Source organism: Kordia antarctica (assembly GCF_009901525.1).
Classification (GTDB): Bacteria; Bacteroidota; Bacteroidia; order Flavobacteriales; family Flavobacteriaceae; genus Kordia; species Kordia antarctica.
The window spans coordinates 721,142-740,797 of record NZ_CP019288.1; the positions used below are offsets into that span (position 1 = coordinate 721,142).

The following is a 19,656-nucleotide window of genomic DNA, read 5'->3' on the forward strand; positions in this document are numbered from 1 at the left end:
TCGTCATTACGAGCGAGAGCGAAGTAATCTGTTAGATTGATAAACAGATGGCGAAAAAAATTGTATCGAGAAACTTGTAATTTCAAAAGCTGTTCTCGACTGCGCTCGAACTGACAATTTATTGTTAATTAAATACACATCGCAAATTATCAAAAAGGCGTCATTCTGAACTTGATTCAGAATCACATAATAGTAAGAAATCAATTCTAAAAACGCTCGTGCAAATTTGTAATTAATCTACGAATGTTTTTAGCTTATTTATCGGCATCATTTTCAAATTTTCAAATTAATTCATAACTATTCTACAATAATCTTCTTTGTCGCTATTTTTCCATTAGAAATTATTTTAGAAAGATAAATTCCGCTTGTTAAATTTAGTGGAATTGTAGTCGTTCCCGAGAATTGACTTGTGAATAATCTTCGTCCATCTAAAGCATATATTTCAATTGTTGCATCTTCTTCTATTCCTAGAATCGTAATATGATTTTTTGCTGGATTTGGATAGATTTTGATTGTATTCGCTGTAAATTCTTCCGTAGATAATGGTTGAACCCAAGCAACGCCCATTTGATTTCCCCAAATATGTTCTACCAATTCTGGATGATCTATAAATGGATTTCTATTGAATTGCCACGTATACACAACATTATTACGATTCATTTCAAAATCATCAGGCGGATCATTTCTGTGCCAAGTTAATAAGGTTGCTAAATCTCCTAATTGTCCTTCTACAGCAGGAAAACCATTTTCAATTGACAATCCGTTGTAACGAACTGCTAAGAAAAGTACGCTTCGTGCCACATCGCCACGAAAGCTTCCCGCAGTTCCCGTCGGTCCTGTATATTGTCCGTAATGCTGATTTCCTCTAGAGCTATTTTCAGGTCCGTCACTCGCTCTTAATGCATGTCCGTCAGAGTTTCCATGTCGTAATGAATCTGCTCTTGTGATCCAAAAAACATCTCTTCCATCGGCAATATCATCTTCCTCTATACTTTCATAACCTGCTAACGAACGTGGAAATGTATGTTCTCTATTCCATTTTCCTGTACTGGTTGAGCTTGATTGTTGATCAAGTTTTGCGCGTCCTTGTTCGGTATAAACTAACCAAACTTGATTGCTATTTGCAGGATTCTGATCGGCTTCTTTCAAAATATCAAATACATCGGCATACGTTTGTGCGCGTACTACTCCAAATTCAGCAATAATGGCTTGCATTGCATCTTTTAAAGCATTATCTGCTAAACCGTCCATTGAGTCATAATAACCAGTTGGCACTGTACTCGCAACTGTATTATATGTTGGGTTTAAAGGAGTTCCGAATGGTGCTACTGTAAAATCGTCATCAACAGCTCGGATAAGAACTTCATTGTTTAGAATGATATATTCTACTGAAAAATTGTCTTCTAAGTTGATGATTAATTCTTCATCGCCTTCATCCAATGTATCATCAACCAAGGTAATCATTGTGGTTACCGACATTTGTCCTGTAGGAATTGTTACCGTTGTAGTTCCTGTAAAGTCAGCAGTATCAAAAGTTCCGTTATCAAGCGTGATTGTTAAGTCTAAGTCTGATGAAACTGCCGTTTCCGTAGTGAATTCTATTGTAAATGTTTCGCCTTCATTGTATTGATCGTTTGCCACATTGATGGCAATTCCATTCAAAATAATTCCACTTCCATCATTTAGTTGTCTTGGTGTTGGCGTTGCTACAAAATAGCTTCCGTCCGTTTCGTTACGTTGAATGGAGTTCGTATTGTTGTTTCCGCCTTCGCTAATTTGCGTTGTTAACCCTAATAAAGCTAATAATCCAACATCATCTGCTTCGCCAGTATCATATACAATTGCATCTACTAAGTTGGTGGTTGTTGCTTGTGTTCCTTGCGGAAAATCGGATCCGTTGGCAAGATAAATTGCAACTGCATCAGCACCATTTTGAATTACATTTGATCCTATTAGTAATTGTGGTACTGGAGAAACTGTACTACTTCCAATTAATAATAATCCGTTGACATCTGTTGTTCGGCCGTCTAAATCTAATGTAAAATAACTACTATCATTTCCAGAACTCGAACCGTTGAAAAGTACTAATACATAACCGTCCAATAGAAAGTTTGGAGTACTTGATTTTAATTCAATGAATTCTTGTGTATCCGTTCCAGGCGTATCACAATCAATTTCATTTATTACAACTGTCTGACTTAATGCTAATTGACTTAACAATAACATTGCAAATAGGGAAAATATATGCTTCATTATTCTACTTTTGGTAAAAGTACAATAATACACGTATGTTTTATGTTAATCTTTAGTAGAATTTACGATAGCAAACCCGATCTTAAAAAACTTATGATTAGAATTTAACGACTTGTATCTCCAATGGTAAGTGTAGTGTTTAGAATAATATCACGCACAGGAGCATTGTCTGGTTTAGATTCTAAGCGCTGTAACAATACGCTTGCAGTTTGTCTACCAATTTCTTGTGGATGTTGATCTATAGAAGATATTTTAGGATACGAAAGTTCGTTTTGTGCAGCATTTACATACCCAATTAAAGAGATATTTTTTGAGTACGTTAATCCTTGTTTTTGAATGGCACTATTACAAAGCAACGTTGCATTGATATCAGCTGTAATTAGTCCGTCAATAGCATTGTTTTGTAAAGATTTTTGTAACGTTTGTTGAAGTTCATTTAAGTCCTCAGTTGCTATGATTACTGGGTTTTTAGCTTTTGACAGATATCCATCTTCGCGCAAGCGTCCAACAATTAATGTTGGAATAGAAGATACAAACGCAATTTTTTTACACCCTTTTTCTTCTAAATATTCATACGCACTTACAATACTATCGTAATCATTTATATGAACAACATCAAATCCGAGTGGTTGCATTGGAATACGATCAAATAATACTAATGGAATTCCTCTTTGTTTAATGTCAATAATGTGATCAAATGTTTTCTTTTTGTTGGTTTCTTCAGCAATACAGATTAGAATTCCGTCCACATTTCCTTTCGAGAAATAGTCCAAACATTCTTTTTCTTTTTGAATACTTTCATTGCTGAAAAAAGTAATGATATTGTATTTTGATGAACTTACTATTTCATCAATTCCTTTTAATACAGATGCAAAAAATGGATTTTCAATACTCGGAATTACCACACCTATTTGCATCGTTTCTTGCTTTTGCAAACGTACCGCAATAGGATTTGGCGAATAGCCTCTTAGTTTGGCAAGATTCTTTACACGTTCTTTTGTTTGCGCACTTATTTCTTCACTATTGTTCAATGATTTTGAAACCGTAGATACAGATATATTCAATTCTTTTGCTAATGATTTTAAAGAAACTACGTTTTTCATTTATTGAGATTTAGTTTTTTTCCAATTTTACAGGAATATGTAAAGTTAGTGAATTGACTTATACTTGTAAAATATAAAAAAGTGTGTCTATTTTCATAAACACACTTTTTATAGATATTAAAAAATTTATATTTAGTTTTTCACTAATTTGATACTACTTAAACCTTTTTCAGATTGAATTTTGGCAAAATAGATTCCATTTTTCAACGAAGAACCATCAATAGTAACTTGAGAAGCATTTGGTGCTAATGTTAATACTTGTCTTCCTGCGATATCATATACTTGTACAGCTTTTATAATTACATTATCAGCTACAACATTCCATGAATCATTTGTTGGATTTGGATATGTTTTGAACGTAGATGCAGTAAATTCTTCTGTACTTAGTACCGTATTTTTATGGAAATAGATATTATCAACATAAACAACACCTAAGTTAGAAGTGATTAAGAATTGAGCTAAATCATCTCTTGTTAAGTTATTAGAGAAACTTGTAGCAATTGGAACATCAATAGAAACCCAAGTTCCTGTTGCTAATGGTGGCGTACTTCCTCCATTTATGTTTAATTCCATAGCTGAAACTTCACCATTAGTTCCGCCCCATTGTGAGAATTTAGAGTTGAACACTTTCCCTGTTAAATCTGAGTTGTCTGTCCAGAAATCCATATGAAAATGTGTCATCCCAGAAGCATCAATTCTATTGTTTATGAATTCAACTCCGATGAAGTTTGTAAATGTAATTTTTTTGATATCATCACCAAAAGCAACTACATCTTCAGAAGTAGAATCGTCAAACGAAGCATTCCAAGTTTCAATTGTCGTGTTTGTATATACATTACTGTATAATGATATTACATCTGCTGCAGGTCTGTTTGGCGGTGTTGGAGCTGCCATTGTAGGTCCTACTACTGCAAATGAAACTGTATATGTTTCTGTAACCGCACCATTTTGAGAAACGACTACAACTGTTGCATCACCTGGAATAGTTGGCGCTTGATTTATAGTTACACTCGTAACACTTGGATCCGTTGGAGTTGCCGTCGTAATTTGTGGAATTACTGTTGTTCCTGGAGCTAAATCCATTGTGTAATTAGTTGTTCCTGAAGAAAAACCAGCTAATGGAGTGCTATCAATTTCTAGCGCACTTAATGAAGCATCAGAACCTGGTGCTGTTGGATTTTTCCAGAAATATAAGTTGTCTACATAAATAGCATCAGAACCTGAGCCACCTCCGTCAAACTTAAATTGTATTGCTGAAGTAGGATCTCCTGTAATTCCTGAAACAGGAATATCTACACTAATCCAAGTACCTGAACCTGTGTTTGTAATTGGATGTGCAATTTCTCCTCCTGAACTAATTACAAAAACATTAGGATTAAAAGTTCCATTTATCCAAATATCAACATGTAAAAACTCCATTGATGAAATATCTTGTGTACTTCCATATTGATTTCCTTGGTAATTAAAGTTTGGATATGCCAACACTATATTACCAGTTCCTGGATCAAAAGCTGTATTTGCTGAACCAAAACCAGATTGGCTCCAATTTGGATTGAAATCTGTACCAGCAACGTTTGTATATGCACCACTGAAAATAGAAATTACATCTACGCTATTTCTAGCAATTGGATCTGTAGCATTGTCCATTGGTGATGGTTCTAAATTGTCATTAAAAGATACAGTATATGTTTGCATCACACTTCCATTTTGAGAAGTAACTAATACGGTAGCATCTCCAGGAATTGCTGGTGCTTGTGTAATATTTACCATCGCATTTGAATCTGTTGGTGTTGCTGTTGTAATCTGTGGAACTACTGTTGTTCCTGGCGCTAATTCTACGGTGTAATTTGTTACTCCAGAAGCAAAACCAGTTAATGGTGTACTGTCAATTTCTAACGCACTTAATGTAGCATCTGTTCCTGATGCCGAAGGATTTTTCCAGAAGTATAAATTGTCAACATAAATACCATCTGTAGATCCATTTCCTCCATCAAACTTAAATTGTATTGCTGAAGAAGTATCTCCTGTAATTCCTGCAACAGGAATATCTACACTAATCCAAGTACCTGAACCTGTGTTTGTAATTGGATGTGCAATTTCTCCTCCAGAGCTAATTACAAAAACATTTGGGTTAAAAGTTCCATCTACCCAAATATCAACGTGTAAAAACTCCATTGATGAAATGTCTTGCGTACTTCCAAATTGATTTCCTTGATAATTAAAGTTTGGATACGCCAACACTATATTACCAGTTCCTGGATCAAAAGCTGTATTTGCTGTACCAAAACCAGATTGACTCCAATTTGGGTTATAATCTGTACCAGCAACATCTGTATATGGGCCACTAAAAATGGAAATTACATCTGCACTAACTCTTGCTGGTGGATCTGTGGCATTATCTGTTGGTTGCGCAATCGCAAATGTTCCAACGAATAAGCATACTAAAAAAATAATTTTTTTCATAATAGTTTTCTGTTTTAAAATTTAAAATTTCCGTGTTTGTCCCAAAGTCCCCAATAGGCTCCAACATCGCCTTCGTCTCCTACTTTCCAAGATTCATCGAATGATGAGAAGTAAAAAATGTCAATGTCTTCTTCTTGAGACCATTTTTGAGTGTTAATAAAGTATTTAATTGCATTTGTGTCTGATGGAAAAGCTCCTTCAAGGTTTGTACCTTTGTTTGGCCAACCAGTTTCAGTAATGATAACTTTTTTACCATTTCCAGCACGAAGCGCTCGGTTATACATATCTTTCATGTATAATAGCGAATAATCTTGATCGCAACCTTCCCAAAAAGGGTAACAGTTTGCTAAGATTACATCACAAGCTTCCGTGATTGCTGGACGTTCTGTGAATTCACAATAAGTATCTACATAGCCTACTGGAATTCCTTTAATTTGTTTTTTTGTATCATATATGAATTTTAGTAATTCTTCTTCTGTTAAATCGCCTCGGTACATAACTTCATTTCCAACGGCTGCAATGTCTACATATCCTTTCTTAGCAAGTGTAACGAGTCCTTCAATTTCCGCTTCGTTTATTTCTGGATTGTCTCCTAACCAAGCGCCAACTAAGGTTTTCATTCCTAGTTCTTTGGCAATTTTAGGAACCAACTCGTTTCCTTCTGTACATGAAAATGAACGTACCCAATTGGTGTATGGTTTGATGACTTCTAAACGACGTCTTATTTGTGCTTCCGAAAGTGTGTCACCTGGCTCTTGTCCTTCTTCATATGGACTAAAACACAATCCGTGCATTCCTCCGTCCAGACTTTTTCGCCATAGCGCTTTTAGATCATCAAAGGATTTTCCTTCAAAGTCTAAGGATGCTAATGCGAAAAATTTTTCTTCTCTAAAAGACATGTTTAGTTATTGGTTAAAATTTTAGTTTTTCATGCTTGTCCCAAAGTCCCCAATAGGCACCAACATCACCTTCATCTCCTGTTTTCCATGATTCATCAAATGATGAGAAATAGAAAATTTCTACGTTATCTTTGTCTGCCCAAGCTTGAGAATTAATAAAGTATTTCATGGCATTTATCTCAGAAGATTCTGCTCCTTTTAAACTACCACCTTCGCTTGGCCAACCTGTTTCTGTAATGATGACTTTTTTACCTTGTGCTGCATGAGACGCTTGTCCGAACATTTGTTGCATATGTGCTAATGAACCATTTAGGTGGCAACCTTCCCAATATGGATAACAATTACTTAGAATTACATCGCTGATCTCCACAAGTTCTGGATGTACTGAAAATTCATAATAAGCATCTACGTATCCTACTTCAACATTTGGCAACGCTTCTTTTACTCTTTTTATATAATCTAATAATTCTTCGAGTGTTAAATCGTTTCTGTACAGCACTTCGTTTCCAACTGCTGCAATGTCTACTACACCTTCTTTTCCTAATTGAATTAAAGCTTCAATTTCTTTTTCATTGTCTTCTTTATCATCTCCTAACCAAGCACCAACTAAGGTTTTCATTCCATGTTTTTTAGCTATTCGAGGAATGTGTTCGTTGCCTTCAATACAAGAAAAAGAACGTATCCATTTTGAATATGGCTTCAATATTTTTATTCTTCTTTCTACTTGCGCTTCGCTTATTACATCTCCTGGCTCTTGTCCATCTTCATACATGCTAAAGCAGATGCCGTGCATACCTTTATTAAGCGCAGCTTTCCAAAGTTTTTTTAAATCTTTGATAGAATATTTTTCAAAATCTATTCCTGAATGTTCTCTATAATTTACACCTTCGTATAAACGATAATCTTCGTCTCTATATGACATTTTTTAGTTGTATTCTCTATTAAATTTATAAGTACTGATGCTGCTTCTTTTCTTAGAAGCGCACTGTTTTTTTTAACTAAATTTTAATTGTTCATTTTTATCCCATATTCCCCAACGTGCTCCGACATCTCCTTCATTACGGATTTTCCATGATTCGTCAAACGATGAGAAATAATATATTTCTATGTTTTCTTCTCTTGACCATTTTTGAGTATTGAGAAAATATTTCATTGCATTTTCTGGTGAAGGAACCGCTCCATTTGTTTGCGATCCTTGATCTGGCCAACCAGTTTCTGTAATGATTACTTTTTTTCCTTTTGCTGCTTTTTGTACAAGGGCATGCATTTGTCTTAGATATATTGAAGAATTTTCAATACTGCTTCCTTCCCAAAAAGGATAACAGTTTACTAGTATTAAATCGCAAGCGTCAATAAGTTTTGGGCGTTCTACGAATTGATAATACGCATCTACATATCCAATTGGAGTGTTTGGCAATGCTACTCTAACTCGTTGTATGTAATCTATAATTTCCCTTTCACTTAATTCTTTTTGCATTAATACTTCATTTCCAATCACAGCAATGTCTACAAGACCACTTTTTGCTAGATTGATTAACGAACTTATTTCTTCTTCATTACGTTTTTTATCGCTACTAATCCAAGCACCAACCATTGTTTTGAGTCCTCTTGCGCGTGCAACTTTTGGAATGAATTCGTTTCCGTCAGTACAAGAGAATGAACGTACCCATTTGGTATGCGAAGCAATAATATTTATACGTTTAACGATTTGATCTTCTGTCAATCTATCTCCAATATCTTGTCCTTCAGTATATGGACTAAAGCATAAACCGTGTATTCCTTTGTATAAAGAATCTCTGAATAGCGTTGCTAATTCGGAACTATTTTTTGAATCAAAATTGATATCTTTTGACGTATCTATCTTTAAATTAAGACCGCCCAATGAGGAGAGTCTTGCTCCTTCATAATAAGAGGTTATGGGTTTTTTTGGTACAATTTTTCTTTTTGCTAATTCTGCGCTTATTTCTAATGCTTTTTCTTCTGTAAGATCATAGTTTCGCATTATATACATTGCGATCAACGTTCCTAAAATTGGGAATGCTGAAAAGAAAATTCGTAATCCAAGTACGGCTCCTTCTGGTTGTGTAGGTGCATTTGGTGTAAAATCAACCAAATACATAATCAATGCGCTTAATCCTCCAGCAATGGCAAAACCAAATTTTACCATCCACCAATAAATTGCTCCAAAAATTCCTTCTCTACGATGTCCGTTGTTTAGTTCGTCTAAATCACATACATCTGCTGTCATTGACATCATTAAAGTAAACAAAGCACCTATTCCGAACGAGAAGAATGGCAATGCAAATAATACCATGTAAGGTTTCCCTGGAATAAATAAAAACCATAATAATATATATCCTATAATTGAAATCCCTTGTGAAACAATGAATGCTTTCTTTTTTCCTAATACTTTCGACATACGCGCTACAATTGGAATAACCAAAAATGTCGTAACTAATGCGCCAACACTTCCAAAAAGTGCGGGCCAAATCCATGAACCTTCTGGTCCTGTAACTCCATTAAATAAGTAGTACACAATAATGAAAAATGAAAATCCTGCAACTGTATTAAATGCATTGAAAATTAAAAAGGTAGAAATACATAATTTTTTAAATTGTACAATTTTGAAAGCTTCTTTAAATCCATTTAAGATTTCTTTTAAGCTTCCACTTATATTTTTCATGGTAAGTGGTGAGTAATCTTCATCTAGCGTAGATTTACTTTTGATGAAAAATGCTGGTACCATTGCTAAAAACATACATATAATACCAACCCATACAGCCAGTGTTCTGGTGGCCACATCTGCGGAGGAAAACCAACCTTGATCATACATAATAACCCAAAACCAAGGTGCAATTACCCAAGCCCATTGTCCTATCCATTGTGCAATTGCCATGATGTTGGTACGTTCATGAAAATCATCACTCATTTCATAGCCCATAGCTACATAAGGCACACTAAAAATGGTTAACCCTAAATAGAATACAATTGACCAAGCTAAAAAGTAATAAAAGTTATAGGTGATCCCATTATCTTTAAATAATTGCCACATGAGTATATATCCAACTCCCATAATAATTGCTCCTAAAAAAACATAATGTCTCCTTCTTCCCCATTTAGATTTTGTATTGTCTGATATGAAACCCATGATTGGATCTGTGAATGCATCAAATATTCTGGGTAAAAAGAATAAAACAGCATATTGCAAGGTTGAAAAACCTAAATCTTGTACTAATACAACCATGAAAATACCTAAGGCGGCAGGGAACATTTGATTCGCTAACATTCCTAAGCCAAAAGCAATTTTTTGACTCATGGGTACTTTGTTTGAAGAACTTGTTTTACTCATTAATGGTGGTTTTAGTTGGCTATGATGATGGTTTGTAATGCTTGTGGGTTTATAGATATATTTTTTACTTTTTCTCCTAGTTTGAGTGAAAAGTGTTTTTTACTTGTTCCTTCATTGAAAACAACTACTGCAATAGTTCCGTCAGGATTTTGCGCCGCAGTTACCATCAAATCTTTGTCAGTATTGTTTGCGTCAATTACTTTTGCGCCTGGACGAATGTATTTGCTAAAGTGTGCCATTGTGTAATATAAAGGCGTCATATAAACTTCATCATTTTCAGGGTCGACAATGATTGGCGCAACACACCAATTTTTGAACCAATTTGGTCCGCCTTGTTTGTCCAACACCATATTCCAGTCTACCCAACCGTCAACCCAATTGTTTAGGCAGCCGATAATATCTCGCGCATAGCGATTTACGGGTGCATATTTTGGATGCAAGTGTTTGTCTTTTTCACTTGCCCAATCCCAGCCCCAATCTGTTGCTTCTTTTTTCCAATACCAAGCATCATTTTTCCATTCAGGAACTTGTGAGTCTACACAACCTTCTGTCTCAATTAGGTATTTGTTTGGTGCTTTGTTGTGTCCGTATTGTAATGCTTCTGGAAAGAAATCAAAAGTACTTTCATACCAGTGAATTGCAATTCCGTCAAAGTATTTTGAAGACGCTTCATCTTTATACATCGCATCAACCCATTCTTTGATTCCAGCTCTGTTTTGATCGTATCCTAAGATTTTCACATCTCCTTTTCCGTCTGCTTCTAGTTTTGGTCCTAAATGGTTTTGAACCAAATTTGTCATTTCTTCTGGCGAAAAGTGCATGCTTTCCCAGTTGTTTCCGTTTCCGTGTGGTTCATTCACAACTGTAATTCCCCAAATATCTATTCCTTCCGCTTTGTAAGCATCTAAGTATTTTGAGAAGAATAATGAATAGACGTCATTGTATTTTGGTAATAGTTTCCCACCAACATATTTTTTGTTGTCTTTCATCCAAGGCGGCGCAGTCCAAGGTGACGCAATGATTTTGAATCCGTCTTCGGAGGCTTTCATTGCATCTTTTATCATCGGAATTAAATCATCTTTGTCTTCTTTAATAGAAAAATGTTCCAACGTCATATCATCAGCAACTGGCGCATATGTATAGTTATTTAATGAAAAATCACAAGAACTTATATGTGTTCGGGTAAGTGAGTAGCGCGCGCCATCGTCTCCGAAGTATGCTTGAATGATTTTATCTCGGTTTCCTTTACTGAGTTTATTCAACAAATACGCTGACGATTCTGTAAATGAACCTCCAAAACCAGTGATTGTTTGGTATTGTTTTTCTGGCGAAAGTACTATTTCAGAAACCTGTATAAGCGTATCGTTTTCCGCCGTTTTAAATTCAGTGAGTTGCGTTAATTTGTTTCCGCTTTCTGAAGTTTCAAATACGTCTGCTTGCATTATTGATTGTTTAGTTTTATTAGCAGTTACAGCGATCTGTGTGGTTTTACATGCTACAACTGTAATGAGCAACATTAGAAAACTATATTTTGTTACGTTTTTCATAATTAGTGCTTTACAACTCCTTTTTTTACAGGTGGCAACTGTACTTCTAACAATAGCGAATCTTTGTTTCCGCCGTAGGTTTTTATAATTGGTTTTCCGTTTCTGGTTAACCCATTAAATACGCCTTTGTCTACTAAATCCCAAAGTGCGTATTTTGCTTTTCCGTCAATCGTAAATAATCCGAAGTGATTTTCTGAACCGCCAGGATTCCGTGCATCTTTCCATATCTCATCAAACGCTTCAAAGTAAAAACAAGACATTTCTGCTTCGTTTGTCCATTGGCGCATATGATTGTAATACAATGCTTCTTTATATTCGTCCGCAGCTTTGCTTCCGTTGTTTCCGTAAAGTCCTTGAGAGAATGTTGTCCAACCAGTTTCCCCAATGTGAATTGGTTTGTCTACACCAATACTTTTCATGTAATTATACACGCTATCATATTGTGAGATTGCATATTTTTTGGCTCTCAACATCGCATTGTCAACTTTTTGAATACTTGAAGTTTTTTTGCCTTCTTCCACTCCCCAAAATACAGGATGATAGTGTGTATCGTGCATTGGATAAGTGTGCATGGAAATGTAATCGACTGCTTTTATAAGCTTATTTAAGTCTTCTACATGATATTCTTTGTCGTGTCCGCCCCAAGAAGCAAAATTGTCCGAACTCGTAATCCACAAGTCTTTTGGTAATTTTTTTTCTTTTTTGAGATCTTGCAAATGATTTACCCATTTTAAGATAACACTAGGTTGCACATAATAACTTGTTGCCCATTTTACCATTGCTTCGTTTCCGACAGCGATGATTTTTACGATTTCAGGATATTCATTTGCCAATGCAACCGCTCTTTCAATTTCGCCTGAATTTTGATCACTTTCTTGGTTGTGATCAGGAGTTTGCGCTGTCCACGCATTTTTACAATCAATCCACGCGCCTAACATTACATACATTTCAAAGTTTGCGTCTTCGTTTTTTAATTCGCGAATTGCTTTTAATATGTTTGGTGCTTGCGCTAATTGTACATTGTAGGTGCGTAAAATTCGAACATTCAGTGCATGCAATATTTTCATGTCTTCTTTTAACGCTGCAATTGTTGGCTGAATGTCACGCAATGTATCACGATAACCTCCGTAAGAAATAGCTAAATAGTCTTTGTTTCCTAATATATCTTTGGCAGTCATTTCTTTTTGTGTTATTGGTTTTGGCGATTCTTTCTTTTTTTGTGAATTTTCACAAGACACTAGTACGAACGCTACTAATATTAGTTTCGATATGTATTTTAATGTACTCATGATTCTTTTTAAATGATATTTTTAAATATTACTTTAAATAATTTCTCTTAATATTCACATTGATTTGAATTACTTCGCCTGCGCGATCAAATACTTTTTGACTCGTTGCTGCATCTAACGTCAATGTTTCGAATGATTTTTTGCTTCCATCCTTAAATTGAACTGTTAATGCTGTTGTTTCCGCTAATGTGTACACAATTGGTACTTGACAATACGTGAAACTTAACGAACCTTTTTGTACCGAAATCGCCTTCTCTTCTTTTGCTATATTTATGTAATTGAACGTGCTGTCTTTTAATAAGAATTCATCTTTTCGCAACATACACGGATCAAAATATAGTTTTCCTTCTGCTACAAAAACACCGAGTTCGCCAAAACGACTTAAGATGTCTTCTTTTACTTGTCCTGTCATTCCAGGTTGTTGCGCGCCTTTTCCTGCTGGCGTATGCGAATACGGATCTGTTGGAAAACCTCCATATAACGACGGCGATTTGTGCACGCCGATTCCTTCGTTGATTTCGTAATAGTGTTCTAACAATCGACCAACAACTTCATCGCTTTCTTTTTCGCGAATAGCTTTTAAACAACATTCCAATACCGCTAATTGTAGTTTTGAAACCATGTGCCAATAGATAGAACCTAATCCTTCATAACCGTAAAATGTTCCGGAACGTCCCGTAAATTCTTTGTGATTGAATACGTCTTCAAACGTTTCTAATACTTGAGAAGCTTCCGACTGAACTAAATTGCTGTACGAAGTTTCTTTTAATTCGTTTAATGCTTCCGCAAGATCGTTTGCGTTTTTAAAGTTTCCATTGAAATGAAATTCACCATTTACATCTTTCGAAATTATTTTACTATTTCCGTCAGCGACTAATTGTTGTACTAATTTTGAGGTTTTTACCGCTTTCGCTGAAATGGTATTGCGTTCATTAAAACCTTTTAATTCTTTGTTTGGATAGAGAATATAACTGTATTGATCTGGTCGAAATAGTTTGCTACTTTTTAACGCATCTAACACAACTAATGCTTCTTTTGAAGAGATATAGCCTGAACTTAATACCGCAACTTGACCTTCTAACATTTCATTCAGATAAGAAATAGAAACATTTTCGGTATCTTTTACGGTCATTAAATTGTATGCGTGATACAGATTATCTGCACGTTTGTTAGCTTCAATCGCATGTTCTAAATACGCTAAACTTGTGGTTACAAAGTCTTTGATTTCTGTGATCGCAATATTCGTTTTTCTACCTGAAAACGCATTGTCATAGATTTGTTCTCTGTAATTGCTTCCCGCATTTCCTAAACCATCTAAAACACATCTACGGTCAGTGTCATTAATTTTTCCATTTAATAAATCTTTATATATAGTGAACGTATGAGACACTTTATGGAAAAATTCCGCTAATTCATTGGAGATTTCAACTGTTTCTGTGTTTGTTTCTTCAAAAATACCTTCAAAGAATTTTAAGAAACGTCGCAAATAGTATAATGTTACCATGGAAACTCCGTTACCAACTAATGCGTTGTTTGCGTCATTCCATTCTGGACGTTGTGTATTCATCCAAATTCCACCTTCAGGTATAAAATTAGAAAGTTTTGCCAACGTTGTGGCTAATATTTTTTCAATGAAATTTACTTTGATGATAAATCTGTTTTCATCACGTAATAATGCGCCATCAGCACCTAATTCTTCACGTTGCTCATGAATTTTATGATCTAACGCTTCATCAAACTCAATGGTATCTTTAGGATTTTTGAGTAAGTCTTGATATTTTTTTATTCTGTACGGAACATTTGCATAAACAAATAAGTCTTTGCTAAAGAAACTTTCCAGTTTTCCTGGTTGGTGATTTTCTATGATTTCCAAAAACTTTAGCAAATAGATAATTTGATGATCGCCCCAATAACCAATGTACGACCAAGGATCTTCTGGCTCATCTATTTCCCAATCAAAGCCGCCTTTTGTCACCCGATACGGATTGTAACCGTCAAATGTGGTGGCGTTTAAGAATTTATGAATCATACTTTCAATAAATTCCGGATATGAATGTGCCAACGCTTCCCAGTTTTGGAAAATATCGCGCCAGTTTCCTTCGTAATCTAATATTTTAGAACCATCTATTTCACTTCGTGTATTGATCGAAAATTTGTTCCAAGGACGACTTGGATCTCCGTGACGACGACTGAATTTTAATGGCATGTATTCCAAACATAAACGTCTGAAATTTTTGTCGGTGCTTTGGTGTGCAATGTCTCGCAGCAACGAAAACGGGAATTCTTTAGGTAATCCATCAACAATTCCTTCTGTGGTGCGTGCTACTTTTTTATTTGCTTTTTCTAAGTAATTTTTGAAATCCCATCTTTCAATTTGATAGTTATTGTCAAAGATTCCACCACGCATAATGTTGAACAACGTGTTTGCAAAATGGCGTGTATCTCTAAATTTATCCGCAGATAATTGCAATCCATCAGAAGCGGCGTTGAGTCCAATTAAACGTTTTGTTCCAACATTGATACTTTGCTGAATGTTTTCAGCCAAGTCTGCTTCATTTTTAATGTTTTGCGATAGTCTTGCAATGTCAGCATGATCTTGGTTTACATTGGCAACCGTGATCCAATCTTTATTTTCAGCAGCTTTTAATTGCACTTCTGAATTGATGAAATATGCACCTTTTTCTGCTTTTACATCCACTTCTTGCTGAATTGGGTGGCGTTTACGGAATGCTTTTAGTTGTAACGACGATAGTAAATACTGCGCATTTTTAAACCCTAATGACCAAACTACATTCGCTTTTAACGCTTCACTAGGTTCTGCTTTGTCAACAATAATTGCGCTTAATGCGTAAATTCCTAAACCAGTATTTTCTTCAAGTTCATTTCGTTTGTACGCATCTACCAAGTTGCTACTTGCATTTTGTAAATCACTTCCAACGCCAAATGGCAAGATGTTTTGAATTCCGTCAAGTATATTTACTTGTACTTCATCTTGCGAATTGTTCGTTAGTTTCGATTTTTTTACAAATCCGTAAGCATCGCTAGAGTTCCATTGGTATTGAAATGTAAGTTCTAAATCGTGATTGATTTCTTCGAACATCACTTTGTTTCCGTAATTGTTTTTGTACAGATTACGTGTTGTTTTATATTTTCCTTCAAATCGTTCAGAAAAAGGTTCCCATACATGGTTTTTACCATTTTTTGTGATTTGAAAAATCGATTTACTTCCTGTAATGTCAGCGGATTCCGTGATTTTATCGTCTGTGTAATATGGAAATAATGAAAATTCTGAATTTTTACGTCCTGCAGTTAATCCGCCATTGCTGGAAATAAACATCCAATGGTTAGAATCACTTACAATACTCATGAAAAATGGTCGAATGGTATCACTATTCGAAATTTTATAAAAAAGTTCGTTGTCTATTTTGACGGTTTCTATTTGAGACATATGAGATAAAATATCTTGATCTAGAGTTGCTTCTTTAATCATTAATTGTTGTTATATTATTTTTTAGCTTTCTGTACTGCATCCATTAACTTAATGCCATTAAAGTAACTTGTTACAGTTTTTTGAGTTACATTTTCGTCATATGGATCAAATTTGTGAACTTCTTGTAATGCGTAATACGCGGCACGAGGATGTAATGTGTATAGTCCTTTTTCGTTATTTGGTCCTTTGGCACAGATACCAAACCATTCTTCGTTCATGTTGTTTATTCCTGGTTTTGAGTCTTTTGTGTAGCCATCATTGTTCCAAGAAGCTTCCGTATCATGAACTTCTAAGTTTTTTGTTTGCCCTCTTTTCCACCAACCATCGCTGAATTGGAAAGTGAATCCGCCGATAGCATTTTCTGCTTTTCCTAAACCTGCTGCATTAGCGTATATTTCTTTCCAGTTTCCTGTCATGTAATACGCTTGCGAATGTTGATCTTCTTTGTTGTCTCGCGCATTGAAAGCATCTGCTCCAAATTCTGCAAACATGATTGGTTTCCCTAATTCTTCTTTTACACGCTTAAAAGCATCTCCAAAAGAGATTCCACGATACATATTTGTCCCATAAATATCAATGTCTGGACATTCATCTTTTACGAGTTCTAAGTATAATAAGTCACCATTACAGATAGCCACAGGATGCGACATATCTATTGTTTTTATTGCTAAGGTTGCTTCGTTGAATAATTTGTACATAGCACGCGCTCGTGCACGAATTGTAGTATTTTCATCATCGAGAGGAATGTTTTCTGTTTCTGCTTTTCCCCAAGAAAGTCCATAGTTATTTTCATTTCCCAACATGTACATCAACAATCCTGGCGTGTCTTTGTATTCGTCCGCCATCTGCTTGACAGCATTTAAAAGATGTTCATTTACTTTAGGGTTTGCGTATTCCGTATTTTCCATGGAAACACCATCAATCAGTACACCATAACGACCGAAAGAGTGATTCAACATTGTATATATTCCGTAATTTTTATGAATGTAGGTTATCCATCTTGGTTGGATTCCTGTATAAACGCGAATTGTATTGACGCCCATATTTTTGAGCAATGTCATTTCCGCATCTAAAGCTTCTTTAATGAAATCGTCAGATTGATTCCATAAATTGAAAGAGTAGTTTGTTCCGATAGGAAAGTAATCCCAGTTCATCCCATTTATCATGAAAACCTTCCCATTAACGAGCAATTTCATTCCTTGTTCATTTTTTTGAACAGTTACAGTGTCTCTTTTAGAAGTCAGCGATGTTGTTATAATAATCATCGCTACAACTGAAAAAACTAGTGCTAGTATTAGAAAAGTCTTTTTCATCTGTTATTTTTAATTAGTAATTAGGTCAGATGGGATTCGCAAATGGTCAAATTATTTAGATGACTATTCACAGAGTCTGTTTTAGTATTGAAACTATATGAATTGTATACTTTATATGTACTAATGTTTGATTTTTACAATCTTGAAATGATTATATTGCTACTTTTGTATGCTGTATTAGAAATTAGTTGTGTTCAATTTTGGGCAGCGTATCCTTAGAGTACTTACTGCATTTGCTCTTTTCTATAAAGGAAAAGAGCAAACGTTTGTAAGCAATTTTGATATAGCTGTATTCAATAATTTTCAATTTTATTGGTACACTCGTACATAGTCAATTTCCATCGTATCTTGAGTGAATCCTGGATCAATGGTTCCTCCTAATGTTCCGCCCATAGCGATGTTTAAGATTAGGAAAAAGTCACTGTCAAATGGTAAGGTAGCATTGTTTTCTACCGTATGATATACGAAGTCGTCTACCAAGAACGTTATTGCAGTTGGTGTCCATTCTACCGTATAGTTATGAAATTCTGTCGTAGAAGTTGGCAATGATGTAGCCGCACCGTCACCAGCTCCTGGTGAAACTCCTGGATGGTGTACCGTTGCTAAAACAGTATTCTTATCTTGTCCTTTTTGTTCCATGATGTCTATTTCACCACAACCAGGCCATGTGTTTGTTTGGTAATCTGCTCCTAAAGCCCATATTGCTGGCCACGTTCCTTGTGAAGCTGGCAATTTTGCACGTACTTCTACTCTTCCGTTCGTGAATTCGTATAGGTTTTCAGATTTTAAACGCGCAGATGTATAGTTTCCGCCACCTGTACTTATGGCATTTATTTTAAGAAATCCGCCATCTACGACTACATTGTCAGCACTGTTTGTATAGGTTTGAGATTCTCCATTTCCCCATCCACCTGCACCGAGGTCGTAGGTCCAGTTTGCTGCATCTGGAGCTCCATCTACATCAAATTCGTCTTGCCAAACTAAGTTGTTGTATTGCGTTTGGAAGTTATTACTTGCTGGTTCTGCCGAAGTGATGATAAACCACCAATCAAATCCGCTGTTTCCGTCTGTTGTTCTTAGTACAAGTTCATTCGGTACAGAACGATCAAAAATTTCGTATGTATGTGATCCACCTGTGTAATATCCGATGAATCCATTTCCTGTAAGTGTAATTGTTTCAACGCCTCCAGGAGCAATTAACGCCCAAGTTTCAGAAAAATCATCATAGGGTAAATTTTCTATATCATCACCATTAGGATTTCCACCAGAACCTCCAAGTTCATCAATGAAACTAGCACGTCCAAATACAGTTCCTGAAATATCAGTGGTTGGGTCATCATTGGTATTGTTAGTTACAAACGTAAACGTTCCGTCAGCATTAAAAATATATCTGTCATCATACATTCCAACGCCAACTTTTTCTTCTGGTCCAGCTCCATACCATTCTGTTGGCACTGATCCACCAACAGGTCCTAAACCAAAGTGTCCTTGTTGTTCCGATTTGATTCTCCACGATCTTGAACTAGTTCCGACTAATTTGTCTATCAATTCCATTGGTGGTGCATAGGTTGCCAATACATCTACGGTAATTGTTGTAGACGTTGAGATTCCTCCAGTTCCAAAAGCAATTACAGTTACTGTATATGAATTGAGTCCTAAGTTTGAGAATGTAAACAACGCTGTTCCTGCTGGATCTGTTTGTTGATTTGCTTCGTATACAAATCTATATGTGATTGTATCATCTGCGGAAGCGGTAAAGTTAACAACTCCACTTCCATCTCCGTTTGGATTATTTGCGTCCTGACCAACTATTACTGCTGTGACTTGTAAATTGGTCGGCGTTAGTAAATCTCCCACAGTCGCTTCATCATCCTGACAGCTAACAGTTAGCAATAGAATACCAAGAAGTGATGTGAATATATTTTTTAAATTTTTCATCTTTTTCATGTA

Annotated in this window: 11 protein-coding genes; all 11 read right to left on the minus strand. The window is 35.5% G+C overall.

Features of this window, described 5'->3' with window-relative positions; genetic code table 11:
• Positions 1 to 297: 297 nt before the first annotated feature.
• A complete protein-coding gene (locus tag IMCC3317_RS03195) occupies positions 298 to 2,253 on the minus strand; it encodes an endonuclease (protein WP_160128064.1) in 1,956 nt (651 codons plus the stop codon).
• Positions 2,254 to 2,357: 104 nt separating this feature from the next.
• A complete protein-coding gene (locus IMCC3317_RS03200; protein ID WP_160128065.1) occupies positions 2,358 to 3,356 on the minus strand; it encodes a LacI family DNA-binding transcriptional regulator in 999 nt (332 codons plus the stop codon).
• Positions 3,357 to 3,488: 132 nt separating this feature from the next.
• Positions 3,489 to 5,819 carry a T9SS type A sorting domain-containing protein gene (locus tag IMCC3317_RS03205; protein WP_160128066.1) on the minus strand — a complete coding sequence of 777 codons (2,331 nt, stop codon included), beginning with the start codon at positions 5,817 to 5,819 and terminating at the stop codon, positions 3,489 to 3,491.
• Between the two features lie 14 nt (positions 5,820 to 5,833).
• Entirely contained in the window at positions 5,834 to 6,718 is an 885-nt protein-coding gene (locus tag IMCC3317_RS03210) for a glycoside hydrolase family 17 protein (protein ID WP_160128067.1), read from the minus strand.
• A 13-nt stretch (positions 6,719 to 6,731) separates the two neighbouring features.
• Positions 6,732 to 7,640 carry a glycoside hydrolase family 17 protein gene (locus tag IMCC3317_RS03215; protein WP_160128068.1) on the minus strand — a complete coding sequence of 303 codons (909 nt, stop codon included), beginning with the start codon at positions 7,638 to 7,640 and terminating at the stop codon, positions 6,732 to 6,734.
• Positions 7,641 to 7,712: 72 nt separating this feature from the next.
• Positions 7,713 to 10,067, minus strand: a complete 2,355-nt coding sequence (locus IMCC3317_RS03220; RefSeq protein WP_160128069.1) for an MFS transporter — start codon at positions 10,065 to 10,067, stop codon at positions 7,713 to 7,715.
• Positions 10,068 to 10,078: 11 nt separating this feature from the next.
• Positions 10,079 to 11,509 (minus strand): glycoside hydrolase family 30 protein, encoded by a 1,431-nt coding sequence (locus tag IMCC3317_RS03225; RefSeq protein ID WP_394351595.1) that lies wholly within the window; start codon positions 11,507 to 11,509, stop codon positions 10,079 to 10,081.
• Between the two features lie 107 nt (positions 11,510 to 11,616).
• On the minus strand, positions 11,617 to 12,903 hold the full coding sequence (locus IMCC3317_RS03230) for a glycosyl hydrolase family 17 protein (protein ID WP_160128071.1): 1,287 nt from the start codon (positions 12,901 to 12,903) through the stop codon (positions 11,617 to 11,619).
• Positions 12,904 to 12,931: 28 nt separating this feature from the next.
• A complete protein-coding gene (locus tag IMCC3317_RS03235; RefSeq protein WP_160128072.1) occupies positions 12,932 to 16,393 on the minus strand; it encodes a hypothetical protein in 3,462 nt (1,153 codons plus the stop codon).
• A 14-nt stretch (positions 16,394 to 16,407) separates the two neighbouring features.
• Positions 16,408 to 17,706 (minus strand): glycoside hydrolase family 2 TIM barrel-domain containing protein, encoded by a 1,299-nt coding sequence (locus tag IMCC3317_RS03240; RefSeq protein ID WP_160128073.1) that lies wholly within the window; start codon positions 17,704 to 17,706, stop codon positions 16,408 to 16,410.
• 309 nt (positions 17,707 to 18,015) lie between these two features.
• Positions 18,016 to 19,653, minus strand: coding sequence for a glycoside hydrolase family 16 protein (locus tag IMCC3317_RS03245; protein WP_228054937.1), 1,638 nt, complete (start codon positions 19,651 to 19,653; stop codon positions 18,016 to 18,018).
• Positions 19,654 to 19,656: the final 3 nt, after the last annotated feature.

Coding starts and splice junctions, on each gene's coding strand:
- IMCC3317_RS03230 (WP_160128071.1), bottom strand. CDS start 12,903: ATGAGTACATTAAAATACATATCGAAACTAATATTAGTAGCGTTCGTA.
- IMCC3317_RS03235 (WP_160128072.1), bottom strand. CDS start 16,393: ATGATTAAAGAAGCAACTCTAGATCAAGATATTTTATCTCATATGTCT.
- IMCC3317_RS03195 (WP_160128064.1), bottom strand. CDS start 2,253: ATGAAGCATATATTTTCCCTATTTGCAATGTTATTGTTAAGTCAATTA.
- IMCC3317_RS03225 (WP_394351595.1), bottom strand. CDS start 11,509: ATGCAAGCAGACGTATTTGAAACTTCAGAAAGCGGAAACAAATTAACG.
- IMCC3317_RS03220 (WP_160128069.1), bottom strand. CDS start 10,067: ATGAGTAAAACAAGTTCTTCAAACAAAGTACCCATGAGTCAAAAAATT.
- IMCC3317_RS03240 (WP_160128073.1), bottom strand. CDS start 17,706: ATGAAAAAGACTTTTCTAATACTAGCACTAGTTTTTTCAGTTGTAGCG.
- IMCC3317_RS03215 (WP_160128068.1), bottom strand. CDS start 7,640: ATGTCATATAGAGACGAAGATTATCGTTTATACGAAGGTGTAAATTAT.
- IMCC3317_RS03205 (WP_160128066.1), bottom strand. CDS start 5,819: ATGAAAAAAATTATTTTTTTAGTATGCTTATTCGTTGGAACATTTGCG.
- IMCC3317_RS03210 (WP_160128067.1), bottom strand. CDS start 6,718: ATGTCTTTTAGAGAAGAAAAATTTTTCGCATTAGCATCCTTAGACTTT.
- IMCC3317_RS03200 (WP_160128065.1), bottom strand. CDS start 3,356: ATGAAAAACGTAGTTTCTTTAAAATCATTAGCAAAAGAATTGAATATA.
- IMCC3317_RS03245 (WP_228054937.1), bottom strand. CDS start 19,653: ATGAAAAAGATGAAAAATTTAAAAAATATATTCACATCACTTCTTGGT.